General features: G+C 66.4%; 10 protein-coding genes and 1 pseudogene. 3 read left to right on the forward strand and 8 right to left on the reverse strand.

The genetic code is table 11. From position 1 onward, the window contains the following. From VK519_RS11280 to VK519_RS11295, 4 genes are all read right to left on the reverse strand, one after another. A partial coding sequence (locus VK519_RS11280) for a TonB-dependent receptor (RefSeq protein ID WP_324349850.1) occupies positions 1 to 2,283 on the reverse strand: 2,283 nt, incomplete at its 3' end. Between the two features lie 59 nt (positions 2,284 to 2,342). Continuing rightward, complete coding sequence (locus VK519_RS11285; RefSeq protein ID WP_324349852.1) at positions 2,343 to 2,807, reverse strand: DUF2946 domain-containing protein; 465 nt, start codon at positions 2,805 to 2,807, stop codon at positions 2,343 to 2,345. Positions 2,808 to 2,875: 68 nt separating this feature from the next. Continuing rightward, positions 2,876 to 3,505: a 3-oxoacid CoA-transferase subunit B gene (locus VK519_RS11290; RefSeq protein WP_324349853.1), complete on the reverse strand. Its 630-nt coding sequence runs from the start codon at positions 3,503 to 3,505 to the stop codon at positions 2,876 to 2,878. Positions 3,506 to 3,507: 2 nt separating this feature from the next. Beyond that, the gene (locus VK519_RS11295; protein ID WP_324349855.1) at positions 3,508 to 4,236 is read right to left on the reverse strand and encodes a CoA transferase subunit A; all 729 of its coding nucleotides are present in this window, start codon (positions 4,234 to 4,236) and stop codon (positions 3,508 to 3,510) included. A gap of 170 nt (positions 4,237 to 4,406) precedes the next feature. Here VK519_RS11295 and VK519_RS11300 point away from each other — a divergent pair, with 170 nt between their 5' ends. After that, positions 4,407 to 5,960 (forward strand): FAD-dependent monooxygenase, encoded by a 1,554-nt coding sequence (locus tag VK519_RS11300; RefSeq protein ID WP_324349857.1) that lies wholly within the window; start codon positions 4,407 to 4,409, stop codon positions 5,958 to 5,960. Positions 5,961 to 6,277: 317 nt separating this feature from the next. Here VK519_RS11300 and VK519_RS11305 read toward each other — a convergent pair. From VK519_RS11305 to VK519_RS11315, 3 genes and pseudogenes are all read right to left on the reverse strand, one after another. Further along, a pseudogene (locus VK519_RS11305) lies at positions 6,278 to 6,355 on the reverse strand (alkylphosphonate utilization protein); the annotation flags it as partial. A gap of 36 nt (positions 6,356 to 6,391) precedes the next feature. Beyond that, positions 6,392 to 7,096, reverse strand: a complete 705-nt coding sequence (locus VK519_RS11310; RefSeq protein ID WP_324349859.1) for a transporter — start codon at positions 7,094 to 7,096, stop codon at positions 6,392 to 6,394. A gap of 181 nt (positions 7,097 to 7,277) precedes the next feature. Beyond that, complete coding sequence (locus VK519_RS11315; RefSeq protein WP_414692742.1) at positions 7,278 to 9,455, reverse strand: beta-glucosidase family protein; 2,178 nt, start codon at positions 9,453 to 9,455, stop codon at positions 7,278 to 7,280. A gap of 97 nt (positions 9,456 to 9,552) precedes the next feature. Between VK519_RS11315 and VK519_RS11320 the strand changes: the two genes are divergently transcribed. Together VK519_RS11320 and VK519_RS11325 are read left to right on the forward strand one after the other, a co-directional pair. Next, positions 9,553 to 13,857 (forward strand): DEAD/DEAH box helicase, encoded by a 4,305-nt coding sequence (locus tag VK519_RS11320; RefSeq protein ID WP_324349863.1) that lies wholly within the window; start codon positions 9,553 to 9,555, stop codon positions 13,855 to 13,857. Positions 13,858 to 13,902: 45 nt separating this feature from the next. Further along, positions 13,903 to 14,589, forward strand: a complete 687-nt coding sequence (locus tag VK519_RS11325; protein ID WP_324349865.1) for a TMEM175 family protein — start codon at positions 13,903 to 13,905, stop codon at positions 14,587 to 14,589. A gap of 9 nt (positions 14,590 to 14,598) precedes the next feature. Here the strand turns inward: VK519_RS11325 and VK519_RS11330 are convergent. Continuing rightward, positions 14,599 to 15,415, reverse strand: an 817-nt coding sequence (locus VK519_RS11330) for a chitobiase/beta-hexosaminidase C-terminal domain-containing protein (protein WP_324349866.1), incomplete at its 5' end; no start/stop codon positions are given.

The raw sequence follows: 15,415 nt of genomic DNA on the forward strand, positions 1-15,415 counted from the left end.
GTACGTGCGCGAAGGATACGGGTAGTACACGAAGTAACGCCGGTTGGTGAGGTTATCCACGCCCAGGGCAATATCCATGTGCGGATTGGGCTTCCAGGTCACCCGGCCGTCGAAGGTCAGGAACTTGCTGGTGCCGCCGAAGGTATCGGGGTTGGTGTCGCTTTCATCCAGGCTGTTGTACTGCCTGCCCGAATATCGGCCGGCCAGCGTGACGGCCGTGTTGGCACTGGTATGCCAGGTCGCCACCACATTCGAACGCCACAACGGGATGCGGTAGAACTGCTTGCCCACCGAAGCCGGGTTCAGCCGGTTCTCAACCGTGGTGGCCTGCGTATAGGCGATGTTGGCCGACAGATCCAGCGCGTCGAACCACACGCCGCTGCCGTCGTATGACGCCTCGGCGCCGCGCGTACGCACGCGGCCCACGTTCTGCACGTTGGTCACCGTGGGGAATACCGTGGTATTGGTCTGGCTGAAGAGCGCATCGCGCGTGTCGCTGCGATACACGGTAAAGCGCACCACGCCGTGTTCGCGTGTCCAGGTGGTGGTGAGTTCGCGGGAAAGGTCGTTCTCGGGCTTCAGATTGGGATTGTTGTTGACCAGCGCGAGGCCATTGAACGTGCCCTGGAACAATTCGCTGACGGTGGGAAAACGGTAGGCCCGTGCCACCGACAGCCGCACGTCGATATCATCGGCGGCGCGCCACGACAGCGCGGCCTTGGGCGAGGCATGCTGTTCCTTGCGCTCGCCGTAACCGATGGATGCCGCACCCGCACTCCGATAACCTGCGAACGCGCGCCACTGTTCATAACGGGCGCCAGCCGTGAACTGCCAGGCACCGGCCAGCTGCCAGGCATCCTGCAAATACACCGCTTGCGTCTGCGTGCTGCCGCCGGTACCCGACAGCGGCGCACCCGCGTCGCCGTGGAGCCAGGTGTCCAGCGCGTAGGCCTGGGTGGCCAAGGCATAGCCATCGTAGTGATAGCCGAAGCTCAACCAGTGCGTGCCGGGTGCCCCCACGTCGGGCCGGCGGCTGGCGCGCAGGTCCAGGCTGCGCCAGCGCGAGCCATCGCCGGCGGTGAGTTGGCCCGGCCCGTCTTCGGTCAATGCGCTGGTGGCGACGCGGTCGCGGTTGCGGCTCATGTCGAAGTAGCTGGCCTGGCCTTCGATATTCCAGCCGCTATCGCGGTGCGTGCCCAGTGACAGGCCATACAGGGTATTGGCGCTTTCGCGCGTACTGGGTGCGAAGAAACCGGCCGGCAAGGTGTACTGCCTGCCATCGATGGATACCACACCTGCGTAAACCGGCCTGCCTTGCGCATCACGCAGGAAACTTTCCGTGCGGTGCGCCATGTCCTGCCACCAGTAGCCCACGGTAAGGCCCGCACGCAGGTCCGGCGTGATGTCATAGGTAAGCTTCAGGTTCGCTTCGTGCTGGCGCGTGGCTTCCTGCCCTTCGGCATTGATACCGCTCACGATGCGCGGCTGGCCATTCGGACCACGGTCGACGATGGCGCCGGTGACCGGCACGGCCGCGGCATTGGCCGGCGTAGTGGACAGGTTCTGCGTGGCGAACACCAGTGGCTGCCCGTTCGACTGCAGGCTCGCCACATCCAGCAGGAAGGATAGATTCCCCACGCGGTCGCCGATCGTGGCCGAGAGCCGCCGGCCACCGTAGTTGCGGTCGACGCCGTACTCGTTTACATGCTGGGTAAAGAACTGCGACTGCGCGGACAGCTCAAGGCTATCGGGCATGCGCGTGGTCATCAGCACCGTGGCACCGATGCTGTTGCCCGGATACAACGCCGAGTACGCGCCGTAGATCACCTCGACGCGCTCGAGGTTGTCGGGAAACGCCATGGACCAGCGCGGCGGGTTGGAGAAGTTGTTCCCCAGCAGATTGGAAAGCAACAGGCCATCGAGGTACACCAGACCCCTGGCGCTTTGCGTATTGCTGGTGCCACGTACCGAGAACGTGGAGTTTTCATCGCCGATGAAGCGCTTTCGGATGCCGAAGGCCGGCATGTATTTCAGCGCATCCTCGGCATTGACGACGTTGCGCAGGGACAACGCTTTGGCGTCGACGCTCTCCACCACGGCCGGAAGGTTCGGATCGGTAGTGCTGGTGTCAGCCGCCGACACTTTCACGCCTTCCAGCGCCTTGGCGCGCTGGGGCGTGCTGCCGTCGGCATCGTCGCCGGCATGTGCGACTGCGCACAGCGCCATGGCGATGGCGAACGCCAGCGGCGCAACAGTGCGCCGCCCGGGCAAGAACAGATACATGGTGGTATTCCCGAAAATGCTTAAGTGGCCCGCTGGCGCGCACGCCAGGCAGGCAGTACTCAGGTCATCGGGAAAACAGGGGGGCCTCGCGGCTCGGCCACCGGCGTGCGTGGCGGCATGGGCAGCGGCGAGGCTGGAACCTCAGCGGGAAGAACCGTCGTGGCCGGCACCAGCATGGGCATGAACGCCACGGTCGCCGGTACCGTGGGGGCGTGGCAAAACAGGCTGCAGTAGCCGCAGGCATCCATGGACATGCCGCCCATATCATCCGGTGGGCCGGGGTCCATGCCGGCCGTCGCCGAGTGCACGGATGAGCCGGTCATGCCCGGCAAGCCACCGAAGTCGACGGCCGGCGGCGCAGCGCGGGTTACGAGTCCCGCGCGCCCTTCGCACCAGGCGCCAAGTTCGACAAAACCGGTGCGGGACCGCAGCACCTGCGAGATCCCGGGCGCGGCCACCATCAGCCCGACGGCCAGCAGGGCCAGCCAGGCGGCAATGCGGCGATGGAGGTGGCGCTTGAACATAAGACTCGGTACTGGCTTCAGGTCGGAATTATTCCATGCCGTCCGTGACGACCGGATGCGGCGTTCGGTCACGCCGTGAAGGGGCATCCGGTGGCGCCCCGCAGGGCGGCCTCGTCCACGCCAGGGGCCAGTTCCACCAGCTTCAGGCCTGATTCGGTGACGTCGAACACGCATAGATCGGTGATGATGCGGTTCACCACCCCGGTTCCGGTGAGGGGCAGGCTGCATTCGGGGATGATCTTCGGCGTGCCGTCCTTCGCGGTGTGCTCCATCACCACCACCACGCGCTTCACCCCGGCCACCAGGTCCATCGCCCCGCCCATGCCCTTGACCATCTTGCCGGGCACCATCCAGTTGGCGATGTCGCCCTTGTCGGTCACCTGCATGGCGCCGAGGATGGAAATGTCGATGTGGCCGCCGCGGATCATGGCGAAGGAATCGGCGCTGGAAAAATACGACGCGCCCTGGCGGGCGGTGACCGTCTGCTTGCCGGCGTTGATCAGATCAGCGTCCACTTCGTCGTCGGTGGGAAACGGGCCGATGCCGAGCAGGCCGTTTTCCGACTGCAGCCACACGTCCACGCCCTCTGGCAGGTGATTGGCCACCAGCGTAGGCAGGCCGATCCCCAGGTTCACGTAGTCGCCGTCGTTGAGTTCCTGCGCGGCGCGCTGGGCCATCTGGTCGCGGTTCCAGGCCATGGTCATTCTCCCTTGGCGCGCACGGTGCGCTGCTCGATGCGCCTGGACGGCGCGGGGTTGTGCACGATGCGGTCGACGTAGATGCCAGGCGTGTGCACCTGGTCGGGATCGATATCGCCGATGGCGACGATTTCCTCGACCTCGGCAATGCATACCTTGCCCGCGGTAGCCGCCATTGGATTGAAGTTACGGGCCGTCTTGCGGAACACCAGGTTGCCCGAAGGGTCCGCCTTCCATGCCTTCACCAGCGCCACGTCGGCGACGATGGACCGTTCCATCACGTACATGTGGCCGTCGAACTCGCGCGTTTCCTTGCCTTCCGCCACCTGGGTGCCATAGCCGGTACGGGTGAAGAAGGCGGGAATACCGGCGCCTCCTGCCCGTAGCTTTTCGGCCAGCGTGCCCTGCGGGGTGAATTCCACCTCCAGTTCGCCGGCCAGGTACTGTCGCTCGAATTCCTTGTTCTCGCCCACGTACGACGAAACCATCTTCCTGATCTGCCGCGTCTGCAGCAGCAATCCAAGCCCGACGCCGTCGATGCCTGCATTGTTCGACACGGCGGTGAGGCCGGTGACGCCGGAATCGCGCAGGGCTGTGATCAGCAGTTCCGGGATACCACACAGGCCAAAGCCGCCGACGGCGATCACCTGGTTGTTGGCCACCACACCCTCGAGGGCCTGGGCAGCGGAGGCGTAGCGCTTGTCGCGGGGGCGACGGGCGGCGTCTGGCATGGATCGACTCCTGGGCTTGGGGGCACCGTAACCTGCCTACTTTACTACCCCCGGTTTGCGAAGGCCCGCTGCAAGGGCACAATCGAGCGGGCATCAGCGGGCGCGATGTCCCTACACGCGGGTCATACAACGCGGCCGCCACCATCGATGGCAGGCCAACGGACGGGTGCATGAACGATACGCAGGTGTTGATCGCCGGAGCGGGGCCCACCGGCATGGTGCTGGCCTTGTGGCTGGCCCGGGCCGGCGTACGCGTGCGCATCGTCGATCCACGGATGGCTGCCGGCGAGGCCTCGCGTGCGGTGGCCGTGCATGCACGTACGCTCGAACTCTACGATCAACTCGGGCTGGCCCAGGCGGTCGTGGCCGGAGGCGTCCAGATCGACCACCTGGCGGTGCGCGCCAATGGCATCGAAAGGGCCCGGCTGGCGATCGGTGGTGGCGGCGAGGGCATCTCGCCTTTTCCGTTCGTCCTGGCCTACCCCCAGGACGACCACGAGCGTCTGCTGGAGAAAGCCCTGCTGGCCGCCGGCGTCGCCATTGAGCGCGGCACGCAGGTAGTGGGCCTGGACCAGACGGCCACGTCGGTGAACGTGCGCCTGGACAGTGCCAGCGGCGCCGAGCGCGTGGAGGTGGACTACCTATGCGGCTGTGATGGCGCCGGCAGCCGTGTAAGGCACGCCCTGGGCCTGGAATTCGCTGGCGGCACCTACGACCAGACGTTCTATGTGGCCGATGCCATGGTGGAGGGTACGGCGGCCGACCAGGGTGTAAGCGTGTGCTTGAACGCCGAAGGATTTTGCCTGGTCTTGCCGGTGCGTCGCACCGGCGCCTATCGCCTGATCGGCGTGGTGCAGGATAGCCAGGGACGCGGAGAGCATTTCACCTTCGACCAGGTGCGCGACGAAGTTGAGCAGACCACCGGGTTGAAAGTGAAAGAGGTGAACTGGTTTTCCACTTATCGCTCGCATCACCGCATGGCCACATCGTTTGCTAGCGGCCGGGTGTACCTGGCCGGCGATGCGGCGCATATCCACAGCCCCGCGGGCGGCCAGGGGATGAATACTGGGATCGGCGACGCCATCAACCTGGGCTGGAAGCTGGCCTCGGTGCTGCACCGGCGCGCCGATGCATCGATCCTGGCCACCTACGCCACCGAGCGCATGGGTTTTGCCCGCGAGTTGCTCAAGAGCACCGACCGCGCCTTCCGCCTGATAGCTTCGGACGGCTCAATGGGCCGGCTGTGGCGCACCCGCCTGCTCCCGCATGTGTTACCTGCCGTCGCGGCATTCAAGGGAGCCCCGCGGCTCGCCTTCCGCGTGGTGTCGCAGGTACGGATCGCCTACCGCGACAGCGCGCTCTCGACCGGACGCGCAGGCAAGCTTCGCGGCGGCGATCGCCTGCCGTGGCTCCCCGTGGGCGAGGCGGACAATTTCGCGCCGCTTACCTCGCGCGACTGGCAACTGCACGTGTACGGCGAGCCCGGGCCCGGCGTGCGGCGCCTGGCCTACAACACCGGCCTGCCCCTGCATGGGTATGTCCACGCCGCGCAGGCGCGGGCGGCGGGGATACCGGCCGGCACCGTGTGCCTGGTGCGACCGGACGGCTATATCGCCATGCTCAGGGGTGATCAGGAGGAAGCAGGCCTCGTTGACATGGCCAACTACATCGCCCGGTTCGCCATCGTGGCCAGTCCGCAGAGTGTGCGAATCGGCGAAAGCTGACTCAAGTCCTGGCAAAGCGCGCACAAACTTTGAGCATTTTCCTATATCAGTAGCAGCGGCATTTTCGCACTATGGCTCCGCCGCCGAAGAAGCCGAAAAGCTTTCCCGGCGTACGGAAACATCGATGACCGACCTGAACGGCAGGATGCCGTCACCCGCACATCGTGCAAATGGTCGAGCCCCCCCTTCATCGGTGCCAGCGCTGCGTCGGCTTCGTGCCGGGCCGCGTTACGGTGGACGCAAGTCCATCGCAAGCTAAGGATGGCCCATCATGGCCCCGCGCGTGAGCGTGTGGGCCATGTTCTTTTGTCCGTCATTCATGATTTACGCAGGTAGGTCGTCTTAAGCACCCATCCCTTGATCTTGTCCGAGTTGCCCTCGATGTGTTCGGCATCGCCGGCACTTCTTGCGGCGCGGGGCCCGCATCATACCTATAGGCGGCCGAAGTACACGGAAATGCCGAGTCCGGCCTCCCATTGTGCGCCGCGTGGGCCCAAGCGATGCAGCACGAAGGTGTCGGCCTGGGCGCGGTCGCCAAGCTTCAATGCAAGGCCGCCGCCGGCGAGGTCTTCATTGCCTGCCTGCCCATCGTGGATCAGGTCGGCTTCGAGATAACCCTGCAGGTTCTCGCTGAGCGGCACGGTGTAGACCGGCGCGAGCGTCCAGGTGCTGCTGCCTTGCAGGCGGTCGAGGTTGGCGAACAGGGTGACTTGCCGGTCACCCTGCAGCTTCCATCCCAGCGTGGTACCCAGCGTGTACTGCCGCGCGCCATTGCCGATGTCATGCGTGCCGTTGTCGAACGACATCTGGCCGAGCAAGGCGTAGCTGAAGTCGTCGTTCGTGCTTGGCGCAACTTTCATCGCCACGCTGCTGTCGCCGTGGCCCGTGCGTCGCTCACCGTCGCCGTAGAGGTGGTTCCACAGCGATCCGCCCAATTGCAGCTCCACCGGGCCGCCGAGGCCCACGCGAAACAGGCTGTCGGCCGTGTACTTACCCTGCAAGGCGCCGCTGTCACCGGGCTGGCGTGACCAGTCGGGTAGGCCCTGCTCCAGCGCAACGCCTCCGGCCGGCAGCACGCTGGTGGCAAAACCGGCACCGGGACGATCGAAGTCAGGTGGATCGGCCATGGCAGGCATGGCAAGGACCATGGCCGCGAGGGCAATGCATTGCGCGGCATGTCGCATTCTCATCTGCCCCCATGTGCTCTGGCTCGCAAACATTGTGTCCATGACGTGCAGCGGGCGCCTTCGATGCCGGTGACTACCGTGGCAGTTGGCGCCACGCCCGGGGAATAGGACGTGGCGTCAAGGCTACCAACTACTGCTTGACTGCGAAGGCCGGTATCGTGGCCTCGGCGTTGCCGGCGAAGGTGATAGCGGACGTTCCCAGCTGGAACGTGTACGAGCCTGCAGCCACTTTCCAGCCGTCCTGGTACCGCGCCAGCGCGTGCGGGTTGAGCTTGATGTGCACGGTGCGGCTCTGGCCCGGCTGCAGGGGCACGCGGGCCCAGCCGGCCAGGCGGCGTGGCGCGCCGTCGGGATGGGTGACATACACCTGCGGGGTGTCGATGCCTGCGCGCTTGCCAGTGTTCTTCACCGTGACATCCACCGTCACCTCGCCGTTGGCCTGGTTCACCTTGAAGGTCGAATAGTCGAAGGACGTATAGGTGAGGCCATAGCCGAACGGGAAGAGCGGCGTAAGGTTTTTCTTCTGGAACCAGCGGTAGCCGATGTCGGCACCCTCGATGTTGTAGTCCACCTTGTCCGCGGGCTTGCCGCTAGGGAAGCCCCCGCCCACGATCACCGGGCGCGGCAGCTGCGATTCGTCCTTCGGCCAGGTCACCGGCAGGCGGCCGGACGGCGCAACCTTGCCGAACAGCAGGTTGCCGATCGCCTCGCCACCGCGGGCGCCGGCATACCAGACATCGAGTACGGCGCCCACACTGGAAAGCCACGGCATCTTCACCGGACCGTTATTCTGGATGACCACGATGGTCTTCGGGTTGGCCCCGGCGACGGCAGCTACCAGGGCATCCTGGTTGCCATCGAGCGCCATGGTGGCCGGATCGAACGACTCGGCCGTCCACTGCTGCACGAACACCACGGCCACTTCGCTCTCGGCGGCAAGCCTGGCCGCCGCGGCAATGTCGGTGCCGTCGGCATACTTCGCCTTACCGCCGGTCTGCGCGTTGATCGCGGCCAGCGGTGCGGACGGCTGGTAGCGCACGGGACCGGGCCACTCGGTAGGCTCAAGGCCCGGAACCGCATTGCCTTCCGGCGGTTCGACCGAGGATGAACCGCCGCCGGTAATCACACCCTTGTCGGCATGGCCGCCGATCACGGCCACGCTCTTCACGCTGGCGGCCAGGGGAAGCAGGTTGTTTTCATTGCGCAGCAATACCGAGCCTGCCTCCGCAGCCTTGCGCGCGACAACGGCATCGGCATTGAAGTTGATCGGCGCGGCTTTCACCGGATGGTCGATGATGCCGCTGGCGAACATGCTGCGCACGATGCGGTGAACCATGTCGTCGATGCGCGCCTGCGGAACCTTGCCGTCGGCAAGGTCCTTGCGCAGCGGGGCATCGAAGTACACCTGGTCGTCGAACACGTTGCCGGCCGATTCCTGGTCCAGGCCGGCATTGGCCGCCGCCGCCGAGCTATGCACGCCGCCCCAGTCGCTCATCACATAACCCTTGTAGCCCCAATCCTGCTTCAGCACGGTATTGAGCAGCCATGGGTGCTCGCAGGCATAGACCGTGTTGATGCGGTTGTAGGAGCACATCACGGAACCTGGCTGGCCGATGCCGATGGCGATTTCGAAGGCAAGCAGGTCCGATTCGCGAAGCGCGGTTTCGTCAATGTCGGCGCTTAGCGTGTTGCGGCCGGTTTCCAGCGCGTTGATGGCGTAGTGCTTGATGGTGGAAATGATGTGCTGGGACTGGATGCCCTTGATCGCGTTACCCACGATGGTGCCGGCAAGGATCGGGTCTTCGCCGGCATATTCGAAGTTGCGGCCGTTGCGCGGGTCACGTACCAGATTGATGCCACCTGCCAGAAGGCCATTGAAACCCTTGCGCCGGGCCTGGCTGCCGATCATGGCGCCTCCGGCATAGGCGATGGACGGATCGAACGTGGCAGCCACCGCCAGGCCCGCCGGAAGCGCGGTACTGCCCTTGCCGGTAAGGCCCGGGCTGCGCACGCCCAGGCCCGCGTCGGTTTCCTGCACGGCGGGAATACCCAGCCGCTCGATCGCCGGGGTGTACCCGGCCGAACCGAGCGCGCCTGCCGGCTTCTGTGGTTTGCCCTTTTCGTTGTCACCGAAGTCGGAGCGGATCAGGCGGATTTTTTCGTCCTGCGTGAGCTGCGCCACGACGAGATCGGCGCGCTTGTCGGGCGAGAGCTTGGTGTTCATCCAGGGCCGGGGCTTGTCGGCGGCATGGACCGAAGTGGCGGCGAGCAGGGCGAGCACGAGCAGGCGACGACGGGGCATGGCCATTTCCTTCAGGGTAGAACCAAGGGAGATTGCTTGCGTAACGCTTACTTGGCAAGGGCAGGTGTAGGATTTTGCCGGATCTGACCCCACCATTTAATCCATGTCGCTCCGCGCATTCCACCCCGCCGTCGCCGCCTGGTTCGAAGGCGCGTTCCCGCGCCCGACCGCCGCGCAGGCGGCCGCGTGGCCGGCCATCCGCGAGGGCCGGCATACGCTGGTGGCAGCGCCCACCGGTTCGGGCAAGACGCTCACCGCTTTCCTGGCCGCGATCGATGAGCTCGTGCGCCAGGGCCTGACCGAAGGCGGCCTGCCCGACAAGACGACCATCGTCTATGTGTCGCCGCTGAAGGCGTTGTCCAACGACGTGCATATCAACCTGGAATTGCCCCTGGAGGGCATCCGGCGCGAACTGGCCAGGCTTGGCCTGCCGGACGTCGATATCCGCACCGCGGTACGCACCGGCGATACACCCACGGCCGAGCGCAACCGCATGCGCCGCACACGGCCGCACATCCTGGTGACGACACCCGAGTCGCTGTATGTGTTGCTCGGTTCGGATTCCGGGCGCGCCATGCTGGGCGACGTGCACACGGTGATCGTGGATGAAATCCATGCCATTGCCAACAGCAAGCGCGGCAGCCACCTGGCGCTCAGCCTCGAACGGCTGCAGTCGCTGTGCCAACGGCGCCTGCTTCGCATCGGGCTCTCCGCCACGCAGAAGCCGATCGAAAAGGTGGCGCGGTTCCTGGTGGGCGACCGCGGCGAAGACTGCCACATCGTCGATATCGGCCACGTGCGCGAACGCGACCTCGGGCTTGAGGTTCCGCCCGTGCCGCTGGAAGCGGTGATGTCCAATGACACCTGGGAGCTGGTCTACAACCGCCTGCACAACCTTGTCGAACAGCACCGCACCACCCTGGTGTTCGTCAACACGCGCCGCATGGCCGAGCGCGCCACGAAGCACCTTTCCGAACGATTGGGCAAGGAAGCGGTAGCCGCGCATCACGGCAGCCTGTCGCGCGAGCAACGCCTGGATGCCGAGCAACGGCTGAAGTCGGGCGCCCTGCGCGTGCTGGTGGCCACCGCCTCGCTGGAGCTTGGCATCGACATCGGCGACGTGGACCTGGTGTGCCAACTCGCCTCGCCACGCTCGATTGCATCCTTCCTGCAGCGCAGCGGCCGCGCCGGCCACGCCGTGGACGGCACGCCGAAGGCGCGGCTGTTCCCGACCTCGCGTGACGACCTGGTCGAATGCGCAGCCCTGCTCGACTGCGTGCGCCGCGGCGAGCTGGACACGCTCACTATTCCCCACGGCCCGCTGGATGTGCTGGCCCAGCAGATCGTGGCCGAAGTGGCGGTGGACGAATGGGATGAAGACGCCCTCTACGACATCCTCCGCCGCGCGTGGCCCTACCACGACCTCACGCGCGCATCCTTCGACGACATCGTGCGCATGCTTGCCGAAGGCTTCACCACGCGCATGGGCCCGCGCGGGGCGTATATCCACCGCGACGCCGTGCACAAGCGGCTGCGCGCGCGCCGCGGCGCGAAGATGACCGCCGTGATGTCCGGCGGCACCATCCCCGACATGGCCGACTACGCGGTGGTGCTGGAGCCTGCATCCATCACCATCGGATCGGTGAACGAAGATTTTGCCGTGGAGAGCCTGGCCGGCGACGTCTTCCAGCTGGGCAATACCTCCTATCGCATCCTGCGCGTGGAACGCGACCGGATTCGCGTGGAAGACGCCAAGGGCGTGCCGCCGAATATTCCCTTCTGGCTGGGCGAAGCGCCGGGCCGTAGCGATGAATTGTCCGCTGGCGTATCGCGCCTGCGCGGGGAAATCGCTGCCAGGCTCACCGATGGCGGCGGTCCTCAAGCGCTGGCATGGCTTGTCGACGAGGTAGGCATCGTGCGGCCGGCAGCCGAACAGATCGTCGAATACCTGGCCCGCGCCTCCGCGGCGCTGGGCGGCGTGCTGCCCACGCAATCGCAAATGGTCATGGAGCGGTTCTTCGATGAATCCGGCGGCACGCAGCTGGTCATCCACACACCCCATGGCAGCCGGGTCAACCGCGCCTGGGGCCTGGCGCTGCGCAAACGCTTCTGCCGCAAGTTCAATTTCGAACTGCAGGCGGCGGCCACGGAAGACGCCATCGTGCTTTCGCTGTCCACCAGCCACAGTTTCGCGCTGGAGGAAGTGACCCACTACCTGCATTCGGCCAGCGCCGAGCATGTGCTGGTGCAGGCGTTGCTGGATGCACCGCTGTTTGGCGTGCGCTGGCGCTGGAACGCGGTGACCTCGCTGGCCCTGCCGCGTTTTATCGGCGGCAAGAAAACCCCGCCGCAGCTGCAACGCATGAAGAGCGAGGATTTCCTCGCCACGGTGTTCCCCGACCAGGTCGCCTGTGCCGAGAACCTCGTGGGCGAACGCGAAGTACCCGACCACCCGCTGGTGGCGCAGACGCTGGACGACTGCCTGCACGAGGCCATGGACACCGAAGGCTGGCTGGCGCTGTTGCGCCGCATGGAAGCCGGTGAAGTCTCCATCGCCTGCCGCGACCTGGCCGCGCCCTCGCCGCTTGCTGCCGAAGTGCTGGGCGCATCGCCCTATGCCTTCCTTGACGATGCCCCGCTGGAGGAGCGCCGCACGCAGGCCGTGCAGTCGCGTCGCTGGAGCGACGTGCAGGGCCCGGACGACCTCGGCCGGCTGGACGAATCGGCCATCGGGGCGGTGCGCGAAGAGGCGTGGCCCGAGGCGCGCGACGCCGACGAGATGCACGAAGCACTCACCCTGATGGGCGGTATCGCCGAGGCGGAGATCGATCCGTCGTGGCGCGACTTGCTGGGGCAGCTCGCCCGCGACGCCCGCGCCACTCGCCTTGAGCTTGCCGGCGGCTCCGTGTGGGTAACCGCCGAGCGCCTGCCCACCTGGCGCGCGCTGCATGCCGATGCCGCCATGTCGCCGGCCATCGAGGCACCGGCGGAGTTCATCCGCGACTGGTCGCCCGAAGACGCGGCCGTGGAACTGCTGCGTTCGCGCCTTGCCTGCGTGGGCCCGGTGACCGAAGCGAACCTCGCCGCCGTGCTGGCTGTGGACGAAGGCGACATCACCATCGCGCTGTCCCGCCTGCAGCAGGAAGGCTATGTGATGCGCGGGCGTTTCAGCGTGGCCATCGACGGTGAGCAGTGGTGCGAACGCCACCTGCTGGCGCGCATCCACCGCTACACCATCGGCCGCCTGCGCCGCGAAATCGAACCGGTGGCGCCGCGCGACTTCATGCGCTTCCTGATCGATTGGCAGCACATGGGCGCGCACTCGCGTGTCAGCGGCCCCGATGCACTGGCTGGCGTGATCGCCCAGTTGGAAGGCTTCGAGGCAGCCGCGGGCGCGTGGGAAGCGGAAATCCTGCCTGGCCGGGTCGAGGACTACGGCATCGGCTGGCTGGACGATCTCTGCCGTGCCGGCCGCGTCACCTGGGGCCGTTTGCGCCCCGGCAGCGGCGCCGGCGCCGGCCCGGTGCGGGCCACGCCCATCGTGCTGCTGCCCCGCCGCCAGCTGAGTATGTGGCGTGCACTGGCACCGCCCGCCCACGAAGTCGAGCTGGGATCGCGCGCGCAGGCCGTGGCCGACGCACTGCGCGACGAAGGTGCGCTGTTCTTCGACGAACTCACCTCATATACGCACCTTTTGCGCACGGAGCTGGAAGACGCTTTAGGTGAACTGGTGGCTGCCGGCCGTATCACGGCCGACAGTTTCGCCGGCCTTCGCGCGCTGTTGCTGCCGGCGGCCAAGCGTGACGGGCGTCATCGCCGCGTACGCCGCCACGCGCTTAGCGGCATCGAGGATTCCGGCCGCTGGTCGCTGGCGCGGCAAGCCCGCGAGAAACGCGACGACGCCGATGCGCTTGAACACGTGGCGCGCACCCTGCTTCGCCGCTATGGCGTGGTGGCGTGGCGGTTGCTCGAACGCGAGGCGCCGTGGTTGCCGCCGTGGCGGGAGTTGCGTCGCGTGTACCAGCGGCTGGAGGCGCGCGGGGAGATCCGCGGCGGCCGCTTCATCGAGGGCATGGTGGGCGAACAGTTCGCCTTGCCCGATGCCCTGGCTGCGCTTCGGCAGGTTCGTACACGGGCACACGACGGCGAGCATGTGTGTGTCTCCGGCTGCGATCCACTGAACCTCGTGGGCAGCCTGCTGGCGGGTAGCAAGGTGCCGGCCACCCTGGGCAGCCGCGTGGTCTACGTCGATGGCGTGCCTGTGGCCTCGATGGTGGCGGGCAAGTTCGCCACGCTCGCGGCCCTGGTTCCTGCGCAGGAGCAACAGGCCCGCTTCGCCCTCACGCGTGATCCACGCGCGCCACGCGCCATGTCCACGACCGCGGTTGCCGGGGCCGCCGCCGGCTGACAAGATGCCGGCAGGCGGCGCCCGTTCGCGCCGCGGGGAAAAACCATGAGCGTGACGGTGCACCGCGAGGGCCTGGAAGCCGGCCGCCTGGATATCTTCGTCGATGGCGCCTTCGCCTTCACACTCACCCTGCTGGCCATCGGCGGCGCGGAAATTCCTAAAGACGTAGACAGGATGGTGCACCTGTTGTGCGACGTCCCGGCAGCGGCAGCCTGCTTCGCGCAGATGGCGCGGTTCTGGCATGGCCACGTGCAATGGCGCACGCACTGCACGCGTGCCACGCGCACGGGGCTGTTGCTGTCGTTGCTGCTGGTGTTCTTCGCGCTGATCGTGGTTTACCCGCTGCACATGGTGTACGCGAGCCTGTTCAACGTGCTTTCCGGCGGGTACTTGTCCAGCGACTTCGGCTTGCACAGCGCGGCGGAGGTGAAATCGCTGTTCGCCATCTTCGGCTTCAGCTACTTCTGCATGTCCGGGACACTGGCATGGTTGTTCCGCCACGCGGCCCAAGTGGCTTCGGTCCACGGCGAGGACGATTTCGTACCACGCCTGCGTGCAGTGTTGTGGCTGATCCCCGCGGGCGTCGGTGCGTTGTCGGCGATCGTGGCGCTATCGCTCCCAAACGATGCACCCGGCTGGACCTTCGCGCTGCCGGGCCTGGTCTATTCCCTGCTGATAGGCATGGGCTGGATCTCCCGGCGCATGCGTGCACGCGCCGGGCGACCGGACTAGACAACCGCGTTAGCGTTGCAATTGCACGCTGCCCAGTACCCAGAAGGTGGGGCCGGGCTTGCCGGTGATCACGATGCACAGGTCGTGTGTACCTTCAGTTTCCAGTATGCCCACGAGAGTCACTTTGCCATTGCGGGCCGGGGCAAGGTCCAGGGAAGCCTCGGGCTGGCCTTCGCAGCTGTCCAGGTGAACCTCAACCTCGCCCACCTTGCCATGCATCGGTCGCGCCACGACGCCCGTGATCTCGTGCGCCAGGGCGAAGTTCCACGGCAGTCGGTCCACGTCGATAGCGATGTGGCGCACACCGGTGAGGTCGACGCCCTTCCAGCGCCAGCACGTATTCATGATGTCGACGAAATGCGTGCGGCGCGGGCCATCCACCGGCAAGGCCGCTTCCTGCCGCGAGCCATCGGAGTCGGTGCATAGCTCAAGCGCCGTGCTGTCACGGCGCAGAAGCGAGGCGGCGTCCACTAGCTGGCTGCGCGGCTGGGCCAGCGCCTGGTTACCTGCGAACGCCGTCGCCGTGATCGTGGTGGGCAACGGCACGTCGATCGGCGCCGTGTAGGTTGGCGAAGTCGCCACGGGTGTGCTGCCGTCGATCGTGTAATGGATGCTGCCCAGGCCCGTCTGCGTGGACAACTTCACCATCGCCTTGTCGCCGTTGGCCGATGCTTCGAACGCCACGCCGAATGCGGTATCGGCGGCGTTGACACCGTCACCCTTGAAGCGTGCCATCTGCGCCGGCATGCGGGCGAGGAAATCCTGCCAGTCGGCCTGGTTTGTCCAGGTGCGTTCGGCCAGCGCCGCCAGGCGCGGGAACGCGGTG

The organism is Pinirhizobacter sp., assembly GCF_035317885.1.
Taxonomy (GTDB): domain Bacteria; phylum Pseudomonadota; class Gammaproteobacteria; order Xanthomonadales; family Rhodanobacteraceae; genus Pinirhizobacter.